At 61.7% G+C, this 20,795-nt stretch carries 20 protein-coding genes; 11 read left to right on the top strand and 9 right to left on the bottom strand.

Features of this window, described 5'->3' with window-relative positions:
* Positions 1-43: 43 nt before the first annotated feature.
* Positions 44-1,075, bottom strand: coding sequence for a LacI family DNA-binding transcriptional regulator (locus FHT69_RS27315; RefSeq protein WP_047616282.1), 1,032 nt, complete (start codon positions 1,073-1,075; stop codon positions 44-46).
* A gap of 170 nt (positions 1,076-1,245) precedes the next feature.
* Here FHT69_RS27315 and FHT69_RS27310 point away from each other — a divergent pair, with 170 nt between their 5' ends.
* The 5 genes from FHT69_RS27310 to FHT69_RS27290 all read left to right on the top strand — a co-directional run bounded on the left by FHT69_RS27310 (position 1,246) and on the right by FHT69_RS27290 (position 7,558).
* A complete protein-coding gene (locus FHT69_RS27310) occupies positions 1,246-2,772 on the top strand; it encodes a sugar ABC transporter ATP-binding protein (protein ID WP_063475292.1) in 1,527 nt (508 codons plus the stop codon).
* Between the two features lie 77 nt (positions 2,773-2,849).
* Positions 2,850-3,854 carry an ABC transporter permease gene (locus tag FHT69_RS27305; RefSeq protein ID WP_047616285.1) on the top strand — a complete coding sequence of 335 codons (1,005 nt, stop codon included), beginning with the start codon at positions 2,850-2,852 and terminating at the stop codon, positions 3,852-3,854.
* Positions 3,855-3,923: 69 nt separating this feature from the next.
* Entirely contained in the window at positions 3,924-4,871 is a 948-nt protein-coding gene (locus FHT69_RS27300) for a substrate-binding domain-containing protein (RefSeq protein ID WP_063475293.1), read from the top strand.
* Between the two features lie 250 nt (positions 4,872-5,121).
* Positions 5,122-6,177, top strand: coding sequence for a sugar phosphate isomerase/epimerase family protein (locus FHT69_RS27295; protein WP_062939707.1), 1,056 nt, complete (start codon positions 5,122-5,124; stop codon positions 6,175-6,177).
* 193 nt (positions 6,178-6,370) lie between these two features.
* Complete coding sequence (locus tag FHT69_RS27290) at positions 6,371-7,558, top strand: Gfo/Idh/MocA family protein (protein WP_127430722.1); 1,188 nt, start codon at positions 6,371-6,373, stop codon at positions 7,556-7,558.
* A 76-nt stretch (positions 7,559-7,634) separates the two neighbouring features.
* Here the strand turns inward: FHT69_RS27290 and FHT69_RS27285 are convergent, their stop codons facing one another.
* On the bottom strand, positions 7,635-8,039 hold the full coding sequence (locus FHT69_RS27285; protein WP_127430723.1) for a DoxX family protein: 405 nt from the start codon (positions 8,037-8,039) through the stop codon (positions 7,635-7,637).
* 265 nt (positions 8,040-8,304) lie between these two features.
* On the opposite strand from FHT69_RS27285, the gene FHT69_RS27280 reads away from it, so the two are divergent.
* Both FHT69_RS27280 and FHT69_RS27275 read left to right on the top strand, forming a co-directional pair.
* On the top strand, positions 8,305-9,678 hold the full coding sequence (locus FHT69_RS27280) for a GH1 family beta-glucosidase (RefSeq protein WP_183904145.1): 1,374 nt from the start codon (positions 8,305-8,307) through the stop codon (positions 9,676-9,678).
* A 201-nt stretch (positions 9,679-9,879) separates the two neighbouring features.
* Positions 9,880-12,093 carry a putative bifunctional diguanylate cyclase/phosphodiesterase gene (locus FHT69_RS27275; protein WP_183906208.1) on the top strand — a complete coding sequence of 738 codons (2,214 nt, stop codon included), beginning with the start codon at positions 9,880-9,882 and terminating at the stop codon, positions 12,091-12,093.
* A 49-nt stretch (positions 12,094-12,142) separates the two neighbouring features.
* Here FHT69_RS27275 and FHT69_RS27270 read toward each other — a convergent pair whose 3' ends face one another.
* The 4 genes from FHT69_RS27270 to FHT69_RS27255 all read right to left on the bottom strand — a co-directional run bounded on the left by FHT69_RS27270 (position 12,143) and on the right by FHT69_RS27255 (position 15,149).
* Positions 12,143-13,072, bottom strand: a complete 930-nt coding sequence (locus FHT69_RS27270; protein ID WP_063475296.1) for a rhodanese-related sulfurtransferase — start codon at positions 13,070-13,072, stop codon at positions 12,143-12,145.
* A 72-nt stretch (positions 13,073-13,144) separates the two neighbouring features.
* Positions 13,145-13,621, bottom strand: coding sequence for a VOC family protein (locus FHT69_RS27265; RefSeq protein ID WP_047616302.1), 477 nt, complete (start codon positions 13,619-13,621; stop codon positions 13,145-13,147).
* A 150-nt stretch (positions 13,622-13,771) separates the two neighbouring features.
* Entirely contained in the window at positions 13,772-14,683 is a 912-nt protein-coding gene (locus FHT69_RS27260) for a CHAD domain-containing protein (protein ID WP_183906207.1), read from the bottom strand.
* On the bottom strand, positions 14,661-15,149 hold the full coding sequence (locus FHT69_RS27255) for a CYTH domain-containing protein (protein WP_047616306.1): 489 nt from the start codon (positions 15,147-15,149) through the stop codon (positions 14,661-14,663). The genes FHT69_RS27260 and FHT69_RS27255 overlap by 23 nt, the downstream gene beginning before the upstream one ends.
* Before the next feature lie 154 nt (positions 15,150-15,303).
* Here FHT69_RS27255 and FHT69_RS27250 point away from each other — a divergent pair, with 154 nt between their 5' ends.
* From FHT69_RS27250 to FHT69_RS27235, 4 genes are all read left to right on the top strand, one after another.
* Positions 15,304-15,942 carry a 2-dehydro-3-deoxy-phosphogluconate aldolase gene (locus FHT69_RS27250; protein WP_183906206.1) on the top strand — a complete coding sequence of 213 codons (639 nt, stop codon included), beginning with the start codon at positions 15,304-15,306 and terminating at the stop codon, positions 15,940-15,942.
* A gap of 112 nt (positions 15,943-16,054) precedes the next feature.
* Positions 16,055-16,774, top strand: a complete 720-nt coding sequence (locus FHT69_RS27245; protein ID WP_183906205.1) for a tellurite resistance TerB family protein — start codon at positions 16,055-16,057, stop codon at positions 16,772-16,774.
* 63 nt (positions 16,775-16,837) lie between these two features.
* The gene (locus FHT69_RS27240; RefSeq protein ID WP_063475297.1) at positions 16,838-17,533 is read left to right on the top strand and encodes a GNAT family N-acetyltransferase; all 696 of its coding nucleotides are present in this window, start codon (positions 16,838-16,840) and stop codon (positions 17,531-17,533) included.
* Positions 17,530-17,736, top strand: coding sequence for a hypothetical protein (locus FHT69_RS27235; RefSeq protein ID WP_047616314.1), 207 nt, complete (start codon positions 17,530-17,532; stop codon positions 17,734-17,736). Before FHT69_RS27240 ends, FHT69_RS27235 begins: the two co-directional genes overlap by 4 nt.
* A gap of 10 nt (positions 17,737-17,746) precedes the next feature.
* Here the strand turns inward: FHT69_RS27235 and FHT69_RS27230 are convergent, their stop codons facing one another.
* From FHT69_RS27230 to FHT69_RS27220, 3 genes are all read right to left on the bottom strand, one after another.
* Positions 17,747-18,823: a nickel/cobalt transporter gene (locus FHT69_RS27230; protein WP_063475298.1), complete on the bottom strand. Its 1,077-nt coding sequence runs from the start codon at positions 18,821-18,823 to the stop codon at positions 17,747-17,749.
* A complete protein-coding gene (locus FHT69_RS27225; protein WP_047616317.1) occupies positions 18,817-19,458 on the bottom strand; it encodes a DUF1007 family protein in 642 nt (213 codons plus the stop codon). The genes FHT69_RS27230 and FHT69_RS27225 overlap by 7 nt, the downstream gene beginning before the upstream one ends.
* A gap of 107 nt (positions 19,459-19,565) precedes the next feature.
* Positions 19,566-20,459 carry a LysR family transcriptional regulator gene (locus FHT69_RS27220; protein ID WP_047616318.1) on the bottom strand — a complete coding sequence of 298 codons (894 nt, stop codon included), beginning with the start codon at positions 20,457-20,459 and terminating at the stop codon, positions 19,566-19,568.
* Positions 20,460-20,795 lie beyond the last annotated feature (336 nt).

Below are 20,795 nucleotides of genomic sequence, written 5' to 3'. Positions count from 1 at the left end.
CGGCCGCCGGCGCAGCCCTCTCCGGCCGGAAGCCTATATGGATTTACCGTTTCAACCAGTTGCGCGACGGCGCCGAGACGGAGTTTCGAACCACCAGATCCGGCCTCAGCAGGATTTCCGTTTCGGTCGGCCGGCCATCGGACAGCAGTTCCAACAGCAGCGCCATTGCCTGTTTGCCGATTGCCGTTCTCGGCTGGCGGATCGTGGTCAGTGGCGGGGATATGAAGACGGCCTGCGGCACGTCGTCGAAACCGGTCACCGAGAAATCCCGCGGAATGTCGTAACCCCGCGCGCCGAGCCCGACCATGACGCCGATCGCCGTCTGGTCGTTGACGCACATGAAGGCTGTGGGAAGCGTGTCACGCATGAAAAGCTGTTCGACCGCATGCCGCCCGCTTTCGATCGTGCCGTCGCCTTCGAGCACGATCCTCAAGTCGGGCGGGATGCCGGCGGCGTCGAGACCGGCATCGTAACCCATGCGGCGCCTGGTATAGGCAAGCCGGGTGCGTGAATCGCCGATGAAGGCGATCTTGCGATGCCCTTCGGCCAGCAGCAGATCCACCGCTTTCCTGGCGCCTTCGGTATCGTCGACACCGACATAGGGAATGCCGCCGTTGAAGACAGGCTCGAAAACGCCGACGCTCGGCGGCAGCCGCGCGGTCATCGTCTGATGCCCGAAGGGCAGGATGCCGGTGAAGAGGATCAATCCGGCCGCCTGGTTGGAATTGAAGAATTTCAGATATTCGAGGCCGCGCTGGGCGTCGTTCTGCGTGTGGCCGATCAGGATGCCGTAGCCATGCGCGCGCGCCTCGTTCTCCAGCCCGACGAGAATGTTGGAGAAATTGGGATCGCCGATATCCGGCGCCACCACCAGGATCATGTTGGAGCGGCCAAGCCTCAGGCTGCGCGCCATCGCATTGGTCGTATAACCGGTGATGGCGATCGCCTGGTTGACCTTGAGCCGTGTGGAGTTGGCGACCTTCTCGGGCATATGGATCGCCCGGGACACCGTCGCAATGGAGACCTCGGCGATCCGGGCGACGTCTTCGATGGTTGCGGGCGTGGAATTCGACACTGGGCTCTGCCTTGGGGCTGTCTTCGCCGAGACACTACACAGACTTGTCGAGAGGTCAAAGGCAGGCTTCAACTGATCTGTGTAAATCAACGATGTAAACCTTTACACGATGTATGTAAAGGTTTACATAGGGTCCAGAGCGGATGGAGAGCCGCTTTGGGGAGGATCAGATGACCGTGGAAGCCGCCGACACCGCACCCGTGGTGCTGTCCGCCAGGCGCATATGCAAATCCTTCAGTGGGGTGCAGGTCCTCTTCAGCGTGAACTTCGATCTTCGCGCCGGCGAAATCCATGCCCTGATGGGTGAAAACGGGGCCGGCAAATCCACGCTTGTCAAGGTATTGTCCGGTTTCGAACAGCCGAGTTCCGGCGAGATCCTGCTCGACGGCAAGCCCGTCGTCCTGCCGCCCAATGGTGCTGCCGAGGCGCTCGGCATCGTCATCATTCACCAGGAATTCAACCTCGCCGACCACCTGACCGTAACGGAGAGCCTCTTCCTCGGGCGAGAAGTCACGCGCTTCGGTGTGCTCGACCGCAAATATATGCGGTCGGAGACCCGCAAGGTTCTCGACGTGCTCGGTTCGCATGTCGACGAGAACGCATTGATCAGCACGCTTTCCATCGCCGACAAGCAGATGGTCGAAATCGCCAAGGCGATCAGCCGCGATGCGCGGGTGGTGTTCATGGACGAGCCAACCGCGGTGCTGTCGCGGGAAGAGACCAGCATGCTCTTCAAGCAGGTTCGCAAGCTGCGCGACCAGGGCACGAGCTTCGTCTTCGTGTCCCACAAGCTCGACGAGGTGATGGAATTGACCGACCGCGTCACCGTGCTGCGCGACGGCCAATGGATCAAGACGTCGCCGACGTCCATTCTGGACGGGGAATCGATCGCCCAGCTGATGGTCGGCCGCGAACTTTCCAGCCTCTATCCCGCCAAGGTCGAGCCCGATATCGACGAGGAGGTCGTTCTCAGCGTCGATTCGGTGTCGACCGGTTATGTGAAGGATGCGAGTTTCGAGGTGCGCAAGGGCGAAATTATCGGTTTCTCCGGCATGATCGGCTCCGGCCGCACCGAACTGATGGAAGCGATCGCCGGATTGCGGACCCGTCTCGAGGGCGAGGTGGTCATCAAGGGCGAAACGGTTCCCTCCGGCGACGTGCATGCCGCCAATCGCTGCGGGCTCGCCTATATGACCAAGGACCGCAAGTCGAAGGGCCTGCTGCTGCGCTCCGGCATGGTGACCAATCTGACGCTGCAATCGCTCGGAAGGCATGCGCGTCACGGCTATCTCAGCCCGGGAAGCGAGGCGGCCGCCATGGCAAAGGCCAAACGCCGCTTCGACATCAGGGTTCGCGACGGCAATATCGTCGCCGGGCGCATGTCGGGCGGGAACCAGCAGAAGCTGCTGCTGGCCAAGGTCATGGAGACCGATCCTGATATCATCATCATCGACGAGCCGACGCGCGGCATCGATGTCGGCACCAAGCAGCAAATCTATCATTTCATTTCGGCGCTCGCCCGGGACGGGCGGTCGATCATCGTCGTGTCGTCGGAGATGCCGGAGGTTATCGGTCTCTGCACCAGAGTGGCGGTGATGCGCGAAGGGCGTATCGTCGGCATGCTCGAAGGAGACGAGATTTCCGAGCAGGAGATCATGCGTTACGCCGCCGGGCTCAAGAAGAAGGCGGCCGCCTGAGGCTGAAGCAGGGCTTCGCCGATCAGGACGACAGATAAGATGCCCAGAAAATATGGGACGGGAGGTTGGTTTTGGAAATGAGTGTCAACGAGGAGACCAGGGAAATCCGGCGCCGATCCTGGCGGGATGTCGACCTGCGTGCGGTCGCGCCCTTTGTCGCCCTGGCCCTGCTCCTGATCGTCGGAGCCCTGGTCAATCCCAATTTCATCGGCATCACCAACCTTGCCAATGTCGCGACGCGTAGCGCCTTCATCGCCATCATCGCGGTCGGCGCGACCTTCGTGATATCAGCGGGCGACCTCGATCTGTCTGTGGGCTCCATGGTGGCCTTCGTCGCCAGCCTGATGATCCTGCTGATGAATTCGGGCGCCGTCGAAAACCCGGCTTTGATGCTGACGGTCGCGGTCGCCTTCACCATCGTCGCCGGCGCGCTCTGCGGCCTGGCAAACGGCCTGATCACCACAGTGGGCAAGATCGAGCCGTTCATCGCGACGCTCGGCACGATGGGCATCTATCGCGGCCTGACGACATGGCTGTCGCAGGGCGGCGCCATCACGCTTCGCTCCGCCGATATCCAGACGCTCTATCGTCCTGCCTATTTCGGCAATATCGCCGGCGTGCCGATACCGATCGTGGTGATCCTGGCGGTGACGGCGGTTGCAGCCTTCATCCTCTATCGCACCCGCTACGGGCGCCATGTCGTCGCAGTGGGATCGAACAGCGATGTCGCCCGCTATTCGGGCATCGCGGTCAACCGCGTCAGGACGATTGCTTTCGTCATCCAGGGACTGTGCGTAGCCATTGCCGTGCTGCTCTACGTTCCGCGTCTCGGCTCGACCTCGGCGACGACGGGCATCCTGTGGGAGCTGCAGGCGATCACCGCCGTCGTCGTCGGCGGCACGGCGCTCAAGGGCGGCGCGGGCAGGGTCTGGGGCACGATCTGCGGCGCCTTTATTCTCGAACTCGTCGGCAACATCATGCTGCTTTCGAATTTCATCAGCGAATATCTGATCGGCGCCATCCAGGGTGCGATCATCATCATTGCCATGTTCGTCCAGCGCTCGCTGGTGCGCAAATCATGAATTGACCGGGCTGACAGGGCGTCCGGTCCCGATATGGAAAAGTCCCTGAAGTTAGTGGGAGGAAATAGCATGCGTAGATTGATGTTGGGTCTCGCGGTTGCGGCGGTGACGTTCGCCGGCGCCGCTCACGCCCAGGACAAGAAATTCACCATCGGCGTCTCCATTCCGGCGGCCGACCACGGCTGGACTTCGGGCGTGGTGTTCCATGCCGAGCGCGTCGCCAAGCTGCTGATGGCCGAACATCCCGGTCTCAACGTCATCGTCAAGACCTCGCCGGATGCCGCCAGCCAGGCGAACGCCGTGCAGGATCTCGATACGCAAGGCATCGACGCCCTCGTCATCCTGCCGTCGGATCCGGATCCGCTCGTCAACGCCATCAAGGAAGTCAAGGGCAAGGGCAAGTTTGTCGCCCTCGTCGACCGTGCGCCGAGCAACAACGACAATTCCGTGCGCGACCTCTATGTCGCCGGCAACAACCCGGCTCTCGGCGAAGTCGCCGGCAAATACATCAAGGACAACACGCCTGATGCCGAAGTGGTCATCATCCGCGGTCTGCCGATCCCGATCGACCAGCAGCGCCAGGACGGTTTCGACAAGGGCATTGCCGGCTCGAACGTCAAGGTTCTCGACCGCCAGTACGGCAACTGGAACCGCGACGATGCCTTCAAGGTCATGCAGGACTACCTGACGAAGTACCAGAAGATCGACGTCGTCTGGTGCCAGGACGACGACATGGCCGTCGGCGTTCTGCAGGCGATCGAGCAGGCCAAGCGCACCGACATCAAATATGTTGTCGCCGGTGCCGGCTCCAAGGATATGGTCAAGAAGGTCATGGACGGGGATAAGCTGATCCCGGTCGACGTCCTCTATCCGCCGGCAATGGTCGGCACGGCGATGGAACTGACGGCGGCAGCCCTTTACGATCAGGTCCCGGTTCACGGCAGCTATATCCTCGACGCGACGCTCGTCACCAAGGAAAATGCCAAGGACTTCTACTTCCCGGATTCGCCGTTCTGATCCATCGATTGGAGACATGCGCCCATTCGTAAGGATGGGCGCATTTTTAATGCTTCCACACAGTGTGCGGCCGAAAATGCTGCACGTACCTCTTGCCCGCCAAAGCCCATCATGATTAGCTCGCGGCCATACCGCATATGGCTTTGCGCCAAATCCGCTGGCAAGGGCGAGGAGGCGCCTTGCGCCCGCAAAATAGCGTGCTACAACACTTCAGAAACGTTTACGGTCCATATTCAGGGAGGAATCTGACATGAAGACGATCAAGGGCCCGGGCCTTTTTCTTGGCCAGTTCGCGGGCGATACTGCCCCTTTCAACTCCTGGGACGCCATCACCAAATGGGCGGCCGACATCGGCTATAAGGGTGTCCAGGTGCCGACCTGGGCCAGTCAGCTGATCGATCTGAAGAAGGCTGCCACGTCGAAGGATTATTGCGACGAATTCGCCGGCAAGGCGCGCGAAAACGGCATCGAGATCACCGAACTCTCCACCCATCTGCAGGGCCAGCTCGTCGCCGTTCATCCGGCCTATGACGAAGCCTTCGACGGGTTCGCGGCACCGGAGGTGCGCGGCAATCCGAAGGCGCGCCAGGAATGGGCTGTCGAGCAGGTCAAGATGGCGCTGACGGCATCCAAAAATCTCGGCCTCAAGGCGCATGCGACCTTCTCCGGCGCGCTTGCCTGGCCGTTCATCTATCCCTGGCCGCAGCGCCCTGCCGGTCTGGTCGAAACGGCCTTCGACGAACTCGCCCGCCGCTGGACGCCGATCCTCAACCATGCGGACGAAAACGGCATCGACGTCTGCTACGAGATCCATCCCGGTGAAGACCTGCATGACGGGATCACCTTCGAGATGTTCCTGGAGCGCGTGAAGAACCATCCGCGCGCCAACATGCTCTATGACCCCTCGCACTACGTCCTGCAGTGCCTGGATTATCTCGACAACATCGACATCTACAAGGACCGCATCAAGATGTTCCACGTCAAGGATGCGGAGTTCAATCCGACCGGGCGCCAGGGGGTCTACGGCGGCTATCAGGGCTGGGTGGAACGCGCCGGCCGGTTCCGCTCGCTCGGCGACGGCCAGGTCGATTTCGGTGCGGTGTTCTCGAAGATGACCGCCAATAATTTCGACGGCTGGGCCGTGGTCGAATGGGAATGTGCGCTGAAGCATCCGGAAGACGGTGCCCGCGAAGGCGCCGAATTCGTGGCCGCCCATATCATCCGCGTCACCGAGAAAGCCTTCGACGATTTCGCCGGCAGCGGCACGGATCAGGCGGCGAACCGGCGGATGCTGGGGCTTTCCTAAAACAGGGCATCTGGTGGGTGCCCCTCACCCTAACCCTCTCCCCGTAAACGGGGAGAGGGGAGTTGCCGCACCAGCCGTCGAGATGGGCGTAAACATCGCGGCATATCCCCTTCGCCCCGTTTACGGGGAGAAGGTGGCGGCAGCCGGATGAGGGGCATGCGTCCGCACCAAGTTTAAATTTCAGGAGGAATTAATGGCAATCGAAGCATCATCCGAACAGACACGCGAGCCGCGCATCCGGCTCGGCATGGTGGGCGGCGGCGCGGGCGCGTTTATCGGCGCCGTGCACCGTATCGCTGCGCGCATCGACGATCAGTACGATCTCATCGCCGGCGCGCTGTCGTCGACGCCCGAGAAGGCCGTGCAGTCCGGCCGCGACCTCGGCCTCGATCCGTCGCGGACCTATTCCAGCTATCGCGAGATGGCGATCCGCGAGGCGAAGCTGAAGAACGGCATCGAGGCGGTGGCGATCGTGACGCCGAACCATGTGCATTACGATGCGGCCAAGGAATTCCTGAGACGCGGCATCCATGTCATCTGCGATAAGCCGCTGACGTCAAACCTGGCCGATGCGAAGAAGCTGAAGAAGATCGCCGACGAGAGCGGTGCGCTATTCGTGCTGACGCATAATTACACCGGTTATCCGATGGTCCGCCAGGCGCGCGCGATGATCGCGAACGGCGAACTCGGCGATATAAGAGTCGTTCAGGCCGAATATCCGCAGGACTGGCTGACGGAAGCGGTCGAGCAGACCGGCCAGAAACAGGCCGCCTGGCGCACCGATCCGGCGCAATCCGGCGTCGGTGGGTCCACAGGCGATATCGGCACGCATGCCTATAATCTTGCCGCCTTCATATCGGGCCTGGAACTCGACAGCCTTGCCGCCGATCTCGACAGCTTCGTCCCGGGCCGCCGGCTGGATGACAACGCCCATGTCTTGCTGCGCTTCAAGGCGAAGGGGTCGGAGAAGCCGGCCAAGGGCATGCTCTGGTGCAGCCAGGTGGCGCCCGGCCATGAAAACGGCCTGATGGTGCGCGTCTACGGCACCAAGGGCGGACTGGAATGGACCCAGAAGGACCCGAACTATCTCTGGTACACGCCTTTCGGCGAGCCGAAGCGGCTGATCACCCGGGGCGGTGCCGGTTCGGGCGCGGCTGCCGGCCGTGTCTCGCGCGTGCCGTCAGGGCATCCGGAGGGCTATCTCGAAGCCTTTGCGACGATCTATACGGAAGCGGCGCATGCCATCAACGCCCGCAAGAAGGGCAAAGCTGTCGACAAGGCGGTGGTCTACCCGACGGTCGATGACGGCGTGAAGGGCGTGGCCTTCGTCGAGGCTTGCGTCGCATCTTCGAAGAAGAACGGCGCCTGGGTCAAGGTCTGAATTTAACGTTCCCAGTCACTCAATGAAAAACGCCGAGGCGGGCTCGAGTCGCCTCGGCGTTTTTGTTTATTCTCGATCAGGCCGCAGCCGTGCGGCCACGCTTCAGCAGGTTGTCGACGCTCAAGGGTCCGGCGCCTGCCGCCACCAGATAAAGAAATACGAAGCAGAACAGGATTGCCGCGACGCCGCCGTTCTGCGCGGGATAGATGCCCTTCGACGCATGCCCGATGAAATAGGCGAAGGCCATCAGGCCCGAGAGCACGAAGGCGGCGATACGGGTCTGGAATCCGACCAGCACCAGGAAGCCGAGGGTGAGTTCGAGAAGACCGGCAACCCAGGACAGCGAGCCGACGGGAGGCACGCTTGCCGCAACCGGAAAATGCAAAATCTTCTGCGTTCCGTAGCTAAAAAGCACAAGTGAGGAGATGATGCGCAGCAAGCTCAACAGATGCGGCTGCAGCAGATGGATCGAAGAAAGCATTGGATTCCTTTCCTGTTTGTGATGTCTTGGCTGTGCAACGATCGCGGGCGCGCCGGCAAGTCACGACTTCTGACGTTCACGTTATGGGAGCAGTCCGCGCCGGAAAGTGCCGCAGGTCAGGGCGACCGAATACTGCAGTCGCCGCCGCTTCGCGGCCGTACTGTAACGTTGCAGTTTTTCTGCGTCCGGGCCTGTACTTTGCTTTTCGGCTTGGCTAAATCCGAACCCAAACGGTTCACCCACACGCCGAGAACGGGATTTACAGATGATCGATCCGAAAAAACTCGCAGACCGCTTTCCAGGCGATTTCACTTTCGGCGTTGCCACCGCCGCCTTCCAGATCGAAGGCGCCAGCAAGGCAGACGGCCGCAAGCCGTCCATCTGGGATGCCTTCTGCAATATGCCGGGTCGCGTCTATCATCGCCATAATGGCGACGTTGCCTGCGATCACTACAATCGCCTGGAGCAGGATCTCGATCTCATCAAGGATATGGGCGTCGAAGCCTACCGGTTCTCCATTGCCTGGCCGCGCATTATCCCCGACGGCACGGGTCCGGTGAACGAGGCCGGCCTCGATTTCTACGACCGGCTGGTCGACGGTTGCAAGGCGCGGGGGATCAAGACCTTTGCGACGCTCTACCACTGGGACCTGCCTCTGCTGCTCGCCGGCGACGGCGGCTGGACGGCGCGCTCGACCGCCTATGCCTATCACCGCTATGCCAAGACGGTGATGAACCGCCTTGGCGACCGCCTCGATGCCGTCGCGACCTTCAACGAACCCTGGTGCATCGTCTGGCTGAGCCACCTTTACGGCATCCATGCTCCGGGCGAGCGCAACATGCAGGCCGCCCTTCACGCCATGCACTACATGAACCTTGCCCATGGCCTCGGCGTCGAGGCGATCCGCTCGGAAGCCCCTGATGTGCCTGTCGGGCTCGTGCTCAACGCCGCCTCGATCATCCCTGGCTCCGACAGCCCCGCCGATCTTGCCGCCGGCGAGCGTGCGCATCAGTTCCACAACGGCGCCTTCTTCGATCCTGTCTTCAAGGGCGAATATCCGAAGGAATTCGTCGAAGCGCTCGGCGACCGCATGCCCGTCATCGAAGATGGCGACATGAAGCTCATCAGCCAGAAACTCGACTGGTGGGGCCTGAACTATTACAAGCCCGAGCGAGTCACTGATGATGCCGATCGCAAAGGCGATTTCCCCTGGACGGTGGAGGCGCCGCCGGCAAGCGACGTCAAGACCGATATTGGCTGGGAAATCTATGCGCCGGGCCTGAAGCTCTCCGTCGAGGACCTCTACCGCCGCTACGAACTGCCGGAATGCTACATCACCGAGAACGGTGCCTGCGACAACACCGATGTCGTCGATGGCGAGGTCGATGACGCGATGCGCCTCGACTATGTCGGTGAGCACCTCGATGTCGTCGCCAACCTCATCAAGGACGGCTATCCCCTGCGCGGTTATTTCGCCTGGAGCCTGATGGACAATTTCGAATGGGCGGAAGGCTACCGCATGCGCTTCGGCCTCGTACACGTCGATTACGAGACCCAGCAGCGCACGGTGAAGAAGAGCGGCAAATGGTATCGCGACCTTGCGGCTCAATTCCCGAAGGGCAATTACAAAGCGGGTTAGCGCCATTCCTCGCGCGGGCAGTTGATAAGGCGCCTCTTGAACTCGAACTACCGGCCGGCACGGCAAGCTGACACTGCCTGCCGTCAATGTCACGGCGGCCGACGGCACGCATAAAAATAGATTGTCAGAAACGTACAACAGGCGGTTGCTTAAACGTTTTTGAACCCTTGACTGGCAAAGTCTAACGGTCAGGGAGTCGTAATGCAGACAGTCGGAAAGTCGCAAAGCAAGGGATCGGGAATAGGCCGCCACATCGCCGTCACCGGCGTGCTTTTCTCCTTCGCGGTCGTCGTCGCCGTCGTCACCATCATGGTGCTGACGGCGCTTGAACGCGTGGCCGAAAATGCCAATCTCCTCGATGACGAGCGCTCGCGCGAAACGACGATCGGCGCGGTGAAGACTTTCGAGGATCAGCTCGGCGCGACACTCGACGATTATGCCGCCTGGGACGACGCTGCCGTCAACGTCTACGCGCCTGACGGTATGGACTGGACGGTGAGCAATTACGGCGAGATGTCGCTCAACAGCTCGCTGTTCGACATGGCGATCGTCATCGATGACGCGAAGAAGGCGATCATCGCCTATCGCGACGGCAAACCGATGGAGGAGCCGCTCACGGATTTCTTCGCGCCGTCGCTCTGGACCCTGCTCGACACGGTGAAGGCGGCCGGCCCGGCAGATCGTCCTCAAGCGGTCGGTTTCGTCACCACCAAGCGGGGCATTGCCGCTGTCGGCGTGGCATTGGTTCGGAAGAAGTCCGGTGCGCTTGACGTGCCCGCCGGCCAGCACCGCTATCTCGTTTTCGCCCGCCACCTCGATGACGACAGGGTGACCGCTCTCGGCCAGACCTATGTCATTGGCGGGCTGAGGCTGGCGCCGCCCAGCTTTGCGGCCGACTATCGCGTCCCGATCGTCGATCCGACGGGGGCAACGCTCGGCAAGCTCGTCTGGACCTCGCGTTCACCCGGCGAAATCGCCTATGCGCAGGTGCGGCCGATGGTCATCCAGGCGCTCGGCCTCGTCGGACTGTTTTTCGCGGTACTGCTGGTCATCGGCTTGCTTGCCGGCCGCCGCCTGAAGGCAGAGGAAGGCAGCGCCCGCGAGGAGGCGTTGCGCGACAGGCTGAGCGGCCTTTCCAATCGCGACGGGCTCGGGCTCGCCGTCGATCGTTTTGTCGTCGAAGCACGCCAGACCAGGCGCAACGTGCTGCTCCTCTATCTCGACCTCGATGGCTTCAAGGAAGTCAATGACAGCTATGGCCACGGCACCGGCGACCAGTTGATCCGTGCGGTCGCTGCCGGGCTCGAAGTGCTCATTCCACAGGATGCGGTTCTGGCGCGCATTGGCGGCGATGAATTTGCGATCGCCTTTCTCTCCGACAGCGAGAATGCCGCCGCACTGCAGCTTGCCGAGCAGATCCTCGATTTTCTTGTCGAGCCATTGGAGATCGGGCGCCGCGTCGTCGTCGTCGGGGCCAGTATCGGCATCGCCATGTCACCCTTCGGTTCGATCGGCCGGGAGGAGCTGGTGCGCCGCTCCGATCTTGCCATGTACAAGGCGAAGGAGGCCGGCCGCGCGCGGATGACGCTCTACGATCCGTCGATGGATGCGGATCGAGAGCAGCGCAACGCGCTGGAACTCGATCTCCGGATCGCCATCGAAAGCGGTGACCTGACGCTCGCCTACCAGCCGCTGATCGATGCGACCACCCAGGCGATGACCGGCGTCGAAGCACTGGTGCGCTGGAATCGCCCGGGCCACGGTCCTGTTTCGCCCGAGCTGTTCATCCCGATCGCGGAGACCAGCGGCCTCATCGAATCGCTTGGCCTGTTCGTGCTGCGCAAGGCATGCGAGACGGCCAAGCAATGGCCGGAACTCAACGTTTCGGTCAACGTCTCGCCCGGCCAGTTCCGCAATCCCGCCTTCAGCGACTATGTGCGTTACGTGCTGAAGCAGACGGAGATCGAAGCCAGCCGCATCACGCTCGAGATTACCGAAGGCTACATGATCCAGAATCCGCAGCGGACCCGCCAGTCGATCGAACGGCTGAAGGGGCTGGGGGTCAAGGTGGCGCTTGACGATTTCGGCTCTGGATTCTCCTCGATCGGTTATCTCAGGCAGTTCGGCTTCGACCGCATCAAGATCGACCGCTCGCTGGTCATGGGCGTCAACGAGGATAAGCGCCAGCGCGAGATGCTGCAGGCGACAGTGGCGCTTGCCCGTTCGCTCGACATTCCGGTGACGGCCGAAGGTATCGAGACCGAGGAGCAGGCGATCGCCATGCGCCTTTTCGGCTGCGACTGCCTGCAGGGCTATTTGTTCGGAAAGCCTGTTACAGCAGACCTCATCACCAAGATGCTGAGCGAGCGACGGGCAGCGGAGCCGACAGGCCGGCGTCGTATCGGCGCAGCCTGACCGGCGGCCTGATCTTCAGAAAGCAAATTTGATTCACACAGAATCCGGCTCAGCTGCCGATATGCCGCTGGCCGCGCTTTTTGGCGAGGGCGATCTGGTGCTGCCGCTGACGGTAGCGCAGCCGGTCTTCTTCCGTGCGCTTGGGATAACAGTGGCTGCAGGAAACGCCTTCCTCGTAGAGCGGCGAGGTGATCTCCTCTGATGTGATCGGGTTACGGCAGGCATGGCACAACCTGTGTTCGCCTTCCGTCAGCCCGTGCTCGACGGAGACGCGCTCGTCGAAGACGAAGCAGGCGCCATCCCAGAGGCTTTCCTCCTGCGGCACTTCCTCCAGATATTTCAGGATGCCGCCCTTCAGATGATAGACCTCGTCGAAGCCCTCAGCCTTCATGAAGGCCGTGGCCTTCTCGCAGCGTATGCCGCCGGTGCAATACATGGCGACCTTCGGCTTGTTGTGCAGGCCGGGATTGTTGCGCACCCAATCCGGAAATTCACGGAAGGTCTTGGTCTTCGGATCGAGCGCGCCGCGAAAGGTGCCGATTGCCGTCTCATAATCGTTGCGGGTGTCGATGACGATCGTATCGGGATCGGAGATCAGCGCGTTCCAGTCCTTGGCGGCCACATAGGTACCGACCACCTTGTTGGGGTCGATATCCTCGACGCCCATGGTGACGATTTCCTTCTTCAACTTCACCTTCATGCGCAGGAAGGGCATTTTCGAGGCGCGGCTTTCCTTGTGCTCCAGGCCCGAAAATTCCGCCTGGGCGCGCAGGAAGGAGAGCACGGCGCCAATCCCGGCATCCGGTCCGGCGATCGTGCCGTTGATGCCCTCATGCGCCAGAAGCAGCGTTCCCTTGACGCCGTTTTCCTCGCAAAGCGCCTGCAGCGGTGCCTGCAGGCTGGCAAAACGCGGCACGGAAACGAAATGGTAGAGGGCCGCCACGAGGAACGGGCTGGTGTGTGTGAGGCTGTCGGTCATAGGCCTGGAAATACAGAAAATCGGCGGGCCACGCAATTGCCTTCGCCAGAGGCGATTTCGACAGGTGGCGGACTACGCTCGCGCCTGCCATTCGGAAAACGGCCGCACGCCGAAACTCCGGTCGGGGATGGCGTCGAGAATGCTGATGAACTCGATCGAGTGCCCGTCCGGATCCTTGAAATAGATCGACAGCGCCGGCATCCAGCCGAGAACCACCGGTTCCGTTGCCGGTTCACCGTTAAAGCCGAGAGGCTCCACGCCCTTTGCCTTGAGCAAGGCGGGAGCCTGCAGCACACTATCGGCGGTCATGCGGAAGGCGATATGCAGCCGCATCTTCAAGGGTCCGGTTCCGGTTTCCCAAAGGCCCAGCATGCCGGTCTTCCGGTCGTCCACCCAGAGGAACGTGACTTTGCGCTCCTCGAACGATGCTGCGGGCTCTAGCCCGACGACATCGCGGTAGAAATCCGTAGAGGTCTTGAGATCGGCAACGGTCAGATGGGTCTCGTAGAGTCCGAGCACCTTCGGCATAGCGGCATTTTCGGCGGTCATTTTTTCCTCGCAGCGTCAGGTCTTTGCTTGTTCGACCACCGGAGGCTAGGACCTCAAGACTGGTTGAGGTCAATGGGTTTGCCCATGATATTTCAGATGCGCTGAGGCATTCGGAAATGCAGCGTTCGCAAGCACTGCCGGTGTCGCCACCTATCGATTCCCGGCGGCCAGCCAGAGAAGCTCGATGCGGTCGGCTTCCTCGTCGGGATCATCGGTGAAGACGATTTCGGCTTTGACAAGCGCCTGCCGCCGGTCTTCCTGTTGGCGGAAGATGATGGCGTCAAGCAGGTGTGCGAGATCGTCGTTGCGGGTGAAGAGCTGCGGTTCGGCCTCCACCAGTTCGGAGAGCACGGCGAGATCGTGTATATGGCCGAGATCTTCGACAAGTTCCGTGGCGGCATCGCGCTTGGCCTTCATCGCGCCCGGCCAGACGTCACGCAGAAGAGCATGGTAGAGCCGATAGTCGTAGGCGCGCTTGCGCAGATCGTGGAAATCGTCGGCCGATGCCTCGCCGTGGCAGGCAGCAAGCGCGGTCTTCGCCTTGCGCGCGGTGCGGCGCCAGCTCTTTGCCAGCATGCGGGCATTCTTGCGGTGGCTGCCGTCGAAGGACACTTTATCCAGGGCTGCGATCGCCGCCGTCAGGACGGCAGAGGTTTCCGTCAGCCGCTGCTCCAGGCCGCTTTCGGCTTCGGCCATCCAGTCACGGCGTCCTTCGAGAACAGTGACGATGCGGCCGAGCGCCTCGCTTTCCTCGTTCCCCCGGGCTGATTGTTGGAGATATTGTGCGGTGCCGATGAGGGCGGCAGCGTCGCGGATCGCCGAAAGCGACACTGCGGCATCGCGCAGCCTCGTGTTTTCCTGGGCCTGGAAATCCGGCACCTTGCGACGAACGAGGCGGTAGAGCGAGCGCAGTCGTTTCAGGCTCTTGCGGAAGGAATGGATTGCCTCATCGGTGCCGTCCGGCCGTTCCTCGACAAGCGTAATGGCACGTTCCAGCTGCTGTGTCGCGACGCTGCGGAACGCGTTCGTGAAATCGGCGTCAGGCCGAATGCGATAGGCCATGCCTGTCGTGCTCATATTCTGTGGCAAGGGCCTGGTTGGAATAGCGGAAATCGCCGGTCACCTCGCGGCCAAGCCAGCTGGGTAGGGCCGGATTGTCGGTTTCCGCCGTCATCTCCACCTCGGCGATGACAAGCCCACGATGCTCGCCAGTAAAGACGTCGACCTCCCAGACGAAACCCTGATGTGGAACGCGGTAGCGCGTCTTCTCGATGACGATGCCGATCGCATTCTGCAGCAGCTCTTTGGCATCGGCGATCGGGATGTCGTATTCGAATTCGTCGCGGGTAATCGTGCTGCGGCCGATCTTGATCGTCAGCTTCGCTTTCCTGTCGTCGAGGATGCGCACCCGGACGGAACGGTCGTCCATCGAAGCGATGTAACCCTGCCGGAGAACAGACTTCGTCTCGACGGCGGAACGCCATCCATCGCTGCGTACAAGAAACTTCCGCTCGATCTCTTTCGCCATATCGGTGAACCTTTTGTGACGATTGCGGCACGGTAGACCAATTTCCACGCATTTCCTACCCATCTTGTCATATGGTCTGGTTTTATCTCGACAAGGGTCGGCGGGGGCGTTATTCGGGATCCGAATTCAATCGTTTCAAGGAAGTCGCACGACCATGGGCGAGAAAACAGAAAAGCTCCTTTCCATCCTGAAACTCCAGCCGGTCGTTCCGGTCTTGATCGTCGACGATGCCAAGTCGGCGGTATCGCTGGCCCGGGCGCTCGTCGCGGGCGGCCTGAAGGCGATCGAGATCACCATGCGCACGCCGGCGGCACTCGATGCCGTGCGCGCCGTCGCAGCCGAGGTCGAGGGCGCCGAAGTCGGCGCCGGCACGATCCTGAATGCCGCCCATTGGCAAGCCGCCGTGGAGGCCGGTTCGAAGTTCATCGTCAGCCCGGGTACGACACAGGAACTGCTCGATGCCGCTGCCGACTCCGATGTGCCGTTGCTTCCGGGGGCTGCGACCGCCAGCGAAGTGATGGCTTTGCGCGAAGAAGGCTACCAAGTGTTGAAATTCTTCCCGGCGGAGCAGGCCGGTGGCGCGGCCTTGCTGAAGGCGCTCTCTTCACCGCTCGCCGGCACGCTGTTTTGCCCGACCGGCGGCATTTCGCTGAGGAACGCCAATGATTATCTCTCGCTGCCGAACGTCATCTGCGTCGGCGGCTCCTGGGTAGCGCCGAAGGAACTGGTCGCGGCCGGCGACTGGGCTGGCATTACCAGGCTCGCGGCAGAAGCGGCGGCACTGAAGGCCTGAGTTTCGGTAGGGGTGGGGTCGGCCTTCGGGCATAATCCCCACTCCTCAATTTGTATTTCACCCGTCGCAAACCTATGTACCTCTCCAGCTTCAAACAGGGAGATGACGAGGAATGTTCGACGCAAAGAAGCTTCTCGACCAGTTCTTGGGTTCGCAGGTGCCGGGTCTCGGCGGTTCGGTCCGCGACAGGGCGGGCGACGCCGTTCAGACGGCTAAAAACAACCCGCTGGCGACAGGCGCGATTGCAGCCGCGCTTCTCGGCACCAAGACCGGCCGGGGTATTGCCGGCAATGCATTGGCGATCGGCGGTCTTGCCGCCATTGCCGGCCTCGGCTACCAGGCCTACAAGAATTACCAGGCGGGGCAGGCGCCCGCAGCCCCCTCGGATGCGCCCTCGGCCAACAATCCGGTTCTCTTGCCGCCGCCCGCCGAATCCGGTTTCGGACCGACGTCGCCTGCCGGCAGCAATGAATTCGTGCTGGTGCTGATCCGCGCGATGATCGCCGCCGCCAAGGCCGACGGCCATATCGACGATGCCGAACGCGCCCTCATCATGGACAAGGTCAAGGCCGCCGACGTCAGTGGTGAGGCCGCGGCCTTCATCGAGCGCGAACTCGCTTCGCCGACGGATATCGATGCGCTGGTGGCCGCGGCGAGGACCGAAGAACAGCGCGTCGAACTTTACACCGCCTCGCGGCTCACCATCGAGCCGGATTCGCGCGCCGAGCGCGGTTATCTCGATCTGCTCGCCGGCCGCCTCGGTCTTGCCGACCAGTTGGTCGACCATATCGAGGCGACGGTGTCCTCCGCCAAGGTGACCTTGTCACAGTGACAAGCAGGCCGGTTGCCTTTGTCGGGCGGCTGGCCTATCCACTCCTAGACAAGGGGAGTGAACATGCGCGATCTAGCAAATTTCAACGGTTGCCCGGCGCCGACGCCGGTCACGCTCAAGGGTCGTTTCGTCACCGTCGAGCCCTATCGGCGCGCGGAACATCTCGAGGCGCTGTGGGACGGGCTCGGCGGTATGGGCATCAACCCGCTGCTTCTCTATTTCGCGCAGGACGATTTCTCCGGTATCGACGATTTCGCCAACTGGCTGGAAGCCGTCCACACCAAGTCCGGCTGGCTCACCCATATCTTCCGTGACAACGCCACCGGCAAGATTGTCGGCATGGCGAATTACATGCGCGCCGACCCGGCAAACGGCGTCGTCGAGATCGGCGGAGTGGCGCACGGCGCCGAGATGAAGCGGTCGCCGCTTTCGACCGAGGCGCATTATCTGATGGCCAAGCACGTGTTCGAGGATCTCGGCTACCGCCGCTACGAATGGAAATGCGACAATAAGAACGAGGCGAGCAAGACGACGGCCGCGCGTTACGGCTTCAGCTTCGAAGGCGTCTTCCGCCAGCACATGATTTCCAAGCATCGCAACCGCGATACCGCCTGGTTCTCGATGATCGATGTCGAATGGCCGATGATCAACGATGCCTTCGAGGCCTGGCTTTCGCCTGAGAATTTCGACGCCGCCGGCAACCAGATCCGCCGCCTGCAGGATATCCGCGCCGATCTCGAAAAGGAAAGGCTCGTATGAGTCCGGAGAGCCGCTCGCAGGCGACAGCCGCCGGCATCATCCTGCTTGGTGCCGCCTTGGTCATCTATTTCCTGCCGACCATCGTGCTGTGGATCGGCAATTTCTCGCCGACACTGGCGATTGCCGTCGGCGTCTGCCTGATCATGGCGTTCTTCGCGGTGTTCTGGCTGCGGGCGCGCTATCAGCGCGGCAGAGAGAAATAGGGCTACAGCTCTACCCCTGCAGCGAGGCCCCGAGCAGCAGGGCGCCCATCAGCATGACGAGCACGGCGCCGAGGATTTCGATGGCGTTGCCGACCCAGATCGAGGCGGTCGAGCCGCGTCCGGAGAGTCGGACGGCCGCCCCCTTGGCCGTGACGGCAAGTGTGGCAAGCAGGGAAACGGTGATCGCCGTGCCGAGCGACATGGCGGCGACGGAAAGCACGCCGCCGAGATAGAGCCCGTTCAGCAGCGAGAAGGTCATGACCAGCAGTGCGCCCGAGCAGGGGCGCAGACCGACGGCAACGATCGCCGACCAGGCCTCGCGGGCGCTGAACCTGTCGCCGGCGAGCAGGGCCGGATCAGGCACATGGGCATTGCCGCAGGTCTCGCAGGCCATGCCGGGAACGAAGGTATGGCCGGCGTCGATGGCCTGTGCCTTGCCGTTGAAGGCATAGACCTGGCGCTCGGCCGCATTGTCCTTCCAGTCGAGCATCATGCTGACCGGGCCGGCGGACGTCGCCATCAGCCGGCGGCGCGGCATGTTGCCCACCATCGAGCGCAGTTTGCGGAACAGCAGCCAGCCGCCGAAGAGGATGACCATGACGAAGCTTGCGATTTCCATCGCATGGGTCGCCGCCGTCAGCGTGATACCGGTGCCGCGCAGCACCAGCCAGGCGCCGCCGACCAGCGCTACCGCCATCACGCCCTGGACGAAGGCCGAAATGAAGGAAATCACGACGCCGCGTTTCAACTCGACCTCGTTGGCGATCATGTAGGAGGAGATGACCGCCTTGCCGTGGCCGGGGCCAGCGGCATGGAAGACGCCGTAGGCAAAGGAGAGGCCGATCAGCGATGCCAGCTGCCACGGGTCCTGGCGCATGGCCTTCAAGGCACCGGTCAGCGCCCGGTAAAAGGCCTGCTGCTCATAGTTCACGTAGAGCAGAAGCGGTGCGAGCGGCCCGCCGGTCGGCTGGAAGCTCGGCTCCGCCGTGCCGATGCCGAGCGGCGATTGCGCATGGGCGAGGCTTGCCGCCGTCAGCAGCGCGAGAGCTGCAGCGGAAAGGGTGAGGGGTAACCGTTTCGTCAGCATGTGACCTCCAGCCGGGTGGCGAAGAGTTTGGACATGTTGGTGCCGGTGGGATCGTTGAAGAAGGCGTCCGTCAGTGACTGCTTGTTTTCCGAGATCACCTGGTCGGCATCAGGCCTTACCACCTGATGCTTGCAGGCCTTGAAACCGTCGCCGACCGTTGCCAGTTCACCGTCTGTGGGAAAATCGATCGAGGTATAGAGCGTCGGGTCGTAGACGCCGAAGGTGAGCCTGCCCTTGAGTGGCATCTTCTCCACCGGCTTCACCGCAAAGAACATCAAGAGCTGGCCGTCCTTGTAGTCGACATGGATGATGTCGGGCTTCTGGACGGTGATGTTCTTCCCGTTGATCGTCAGGTTCATGTAGTAGTCGTAATCGGCGAGCGATTGCTTCACCGTCTTTCCGACCTCGGCGAGTTCGTTCGGCTCCAGCTTCAGATCGGTGTTCTTGTCGAAATCCATGACGACGGAGGAGGAGAAGACCTCGTCGAAGCGCCAGACATTGCGCAGTTCCTCGACGCTGCCGTCCTTGCCGGCCACAACTTCGAGACGCGCCTCCACAAAGATGTGCGGATGGGCAAAGGCGGCGGCCGGCGCCAGCGAAAGAAGCGCGGCCATCAATATCGTCGAATGTTTCATCTGTTCCGCTGCCCTGTTCGGTGACCCTGACTTCTTGCCAGAAATTGGGACGGAATTGGGACCGGGTTAGTGGTGGCTGGCGCGGACGGAATGTCGCATCCGCCCCATTATGGATGTTTCTTGAACCAGTTGTGCAGGTAGTCGACGAAGATCCTCACTTTGGCCGGCAGATAGCGCCGATGCGGATAGACGGCGTAGATGCCGCGGTCGGTCGGGAGGTAGTCGTTGAACAGCGTCACCAGTGCGCCGCTCTCGATCGGCTTGCGGGCGATGAAATCCGGGATGAGGGCGATGCCGATGCCGGCGAGCGCTGCGCGCAATGTCGCATGCGGGCTGTTGACCTCGATCGGTCCGCTGACGGCGACGGCGAACGAGGTGTTGTCGGGATTGTGGAAGCGGATGCTTGCCTGGGTGCGCGCATTGGTGTCGACGATGAAGGGGACGTTGGAAATGTCGCTGGGGTGCTCGAGATCGGGATGGCGTTCGAGAAATTCCGGGGTGGCGCAGAGATGGACGCGGAAATCCGAGATCTTGCGGGCGATCATGCCGGAATCCTCGAGTTTGGTGACGCGGATCGCCACGTCGAAACCTTCCTCGATCAGGTCGACGAACCGGTCGTCGGCGGCGATCTCCAGCGAAAGGTCCGGGTTCTCCTTGGCGAAATCGATCAGCGACTGGCCGACATCGGCATCGACGAAGGTGCGCGGCACCGAGATGCGAAGCCGCCCTTTGAGCTGTGCATTGTTTTCACGCACGAGATCGGCGAGGTTGTCGATCTCCTTCAGGATATCGGAGGCGGTGCGGTAGTAGGTATGGCCAGCCTCGGTCATTGAGAACTGCCGGGTGGTGCGGTTGAGCAGCAGGGCGCCGAGCTCATCCTCCAGTTCGCGCACATATTTGGAGAGCAGCGCCTTCGAGCGGCCGGTGCGCCGCGCCGCGGCGGAAAAGCCTTCGGCCTCGACGACATCGATGAAGGCCCGTATGCGTGTCAAGGTGTCCATGGCTGTTCCCGAAGCTGTTTCGGAATGTTGAACAAATTGGGCGATTTTGTTCAATTATTTTTTTGGCCCCAGATTAAAAAATCGCTTGATTATGAAGGCGAATATTCTTATTTCCCACTCAGCCCAAAGTCGCACGTGCCCATGGGTGTCCGCCGAACCCTCGAATTGGTGAGGAAATCGGTAAGGTACCTGGAATTAACCCCTCCAGTCGCTATTCCGGCCAACCGGAAAATGCGAGGACGCCTGAAGCAACGACGGTGCGGGCCTTTTTGTTCTCTCCCTGCTTTCCATCAGCGGGGGTTACTGAAGAGGCACACCATCATTGCCGGAAGTGCG

It is taken from the genome of Rhizobium sp. BK008, from assembly GCF_014197345.1.
In the GTDB taxonomy this organism is placed as follows: domain Bacteria; phylum Pseudomonadota; class Alphaproteobacteria; order Rhizobiales; family Rhizobiaceae; genus Rhizobium; species Rhizobium anhuiense.
The sequence above is the reverse complement of the archived record's forward strand: the minus strand, read 5'-3'. Positions and strand labels throughout refer to the sequence as shown.

Excerpts from the sequence above, each read along its gene's own strand:
- FHT69_RS27310 (WP_063475292.1), top strand. The coding sequence starts at position 1,246 with ATGACCGTGGAAGCCGCCGACACCGCACCCGTGGTGCTGTCCGCCAGG.
- FHT69_RS27305 (WP_047616285.1), top strand. The coding sequence starts at position 2,850 with ATGAGTGTCAACGAGGAGACCAGGGAAATCCGGCGCCGATCCTGGCGG.
- FHT69_RS27300 (WP_063475293.1), top strand. The coding sequence starts at position 3,924 with ATGCGTAGATTGATGTTGGGTCTCGCGGTTGCGGCGGTGACGTTCGCC.
- FHT69_RS27295 (WP_062939707.1), top strand. The coding sequence starts at position 5,122 with ATGAAGACGATCAAGGGCCCGGGCCTTTTTCTTGGCCAGTTCGCGGGC.
- FHT69_RS27290 (WP_127430722.1), top strand. The coding sequence starts at position 6,371 with ATGGCAATCGAAGCATCATCCGAACAGACACGCGAGCCGCGCATCCGG.
- FHT69_RS27285 (WP_127430723.1), bottom strand. The coding sequence starts at position 8,039 with ATGCTTTCTTCGATCCATCTGCTGCAGCCGCATCTGTTGAGCTTGCTG.
- FHT69_RS27280 (WP_183904145.1), top strand. The coding sequence starts at position 8,305 with ATGATCGATCCGAAAAAACTCGCAGACCGCTTTCCAGGCGATTTCACT.
- FHT69_RS27275 (WP_183906208.1), top strand. The coding sequence starts at position 9,880 with ATGCAGACAGTCGGAAAGTCGCAAAGCAAGGGATCGGGAATAGGCCGC.
- FHT69_RS27270 (WP_063475296.1), bottom strand. The coding sequence starts at position 13,072 with ATGACCGACAGCCTCACACACACCAGCCCGTTCCTCGTGGCGGCCCTC.
- FHT69_RS27265 (WP_047616302.1), bottom strand. The coding sequence starts at position 13,621 with ATGACCGCCGAAAATGCCGCTATGCCGAAGGTGCTCGGACTCTACGAG.
- FHT69_RS27260 (WP_183906207.1), bottom strand. The coding sequence starts at position 14,683 with ATGGCCTATCGCATTCGGCCTGACGCCGATTTCACGAACGCGTTCCGC.
- FHT69_RS27255 (WP_047616306.1), bottom strand. The coding sequence starts at position 15,149 with ATGGCGAAAGAGATCGAGCGGAAGTTTCTTGTACGCAGCGATGGATGG.
- FHT69_RS27250 (WP_183906206.1), top strand. The coding sequence starts at position 15,304 with ATGGGCGAGAAAACAGAAAAGCTCCTTTCCATCCTGAAACTCCAGCCG.
- FHT69_RS27245 (WP_183906205.1), top strand. The coding sequence starts at position 16,055 with ATGTTCGACGCAAAGAAGCTTCTCGACCAGTTCTTGGGTTCGCAGGTG.
- FHT69_RS27240 (WP_063475297.1), top strand. The coding sequence starts at position 16,838 with ATGCGCGATCTAGCAAATTTCAACGGTTGCCCGGCGCCGACGCCGGTC.
- FHT69_RS27235 (WP_047616314.1), top strand. The coding sequence starts at position 17,530 with ATGAGTCCGGAGAGCCGCTCGCAGGCGACAGCCGCCGGCATCATCCTG.
- FHT69_RS27230 (WP_063475298.1), bottom strand. The coding sequence starts at position 18,823 with ATGCTGACGAAACGGTTACCCCTCACCCTTTCCGCTGCAGCTCTCGCG.
- FHT69_RS27225 (WP_047616317.1), bottom strand. The coding sequence starts at position 19,458 with ATGAAACATTCGACGATATTGATGGCCGCGCTTCTTTCGCTGGCGCCG.
- FHT69_RS27220 (WP_047616318.1), bottom strand. The coding sequence starts at position 20,459 with ATGGACACCTTGACACGCATACGGGCCTTCATCGATGTCGTCGAGGCC.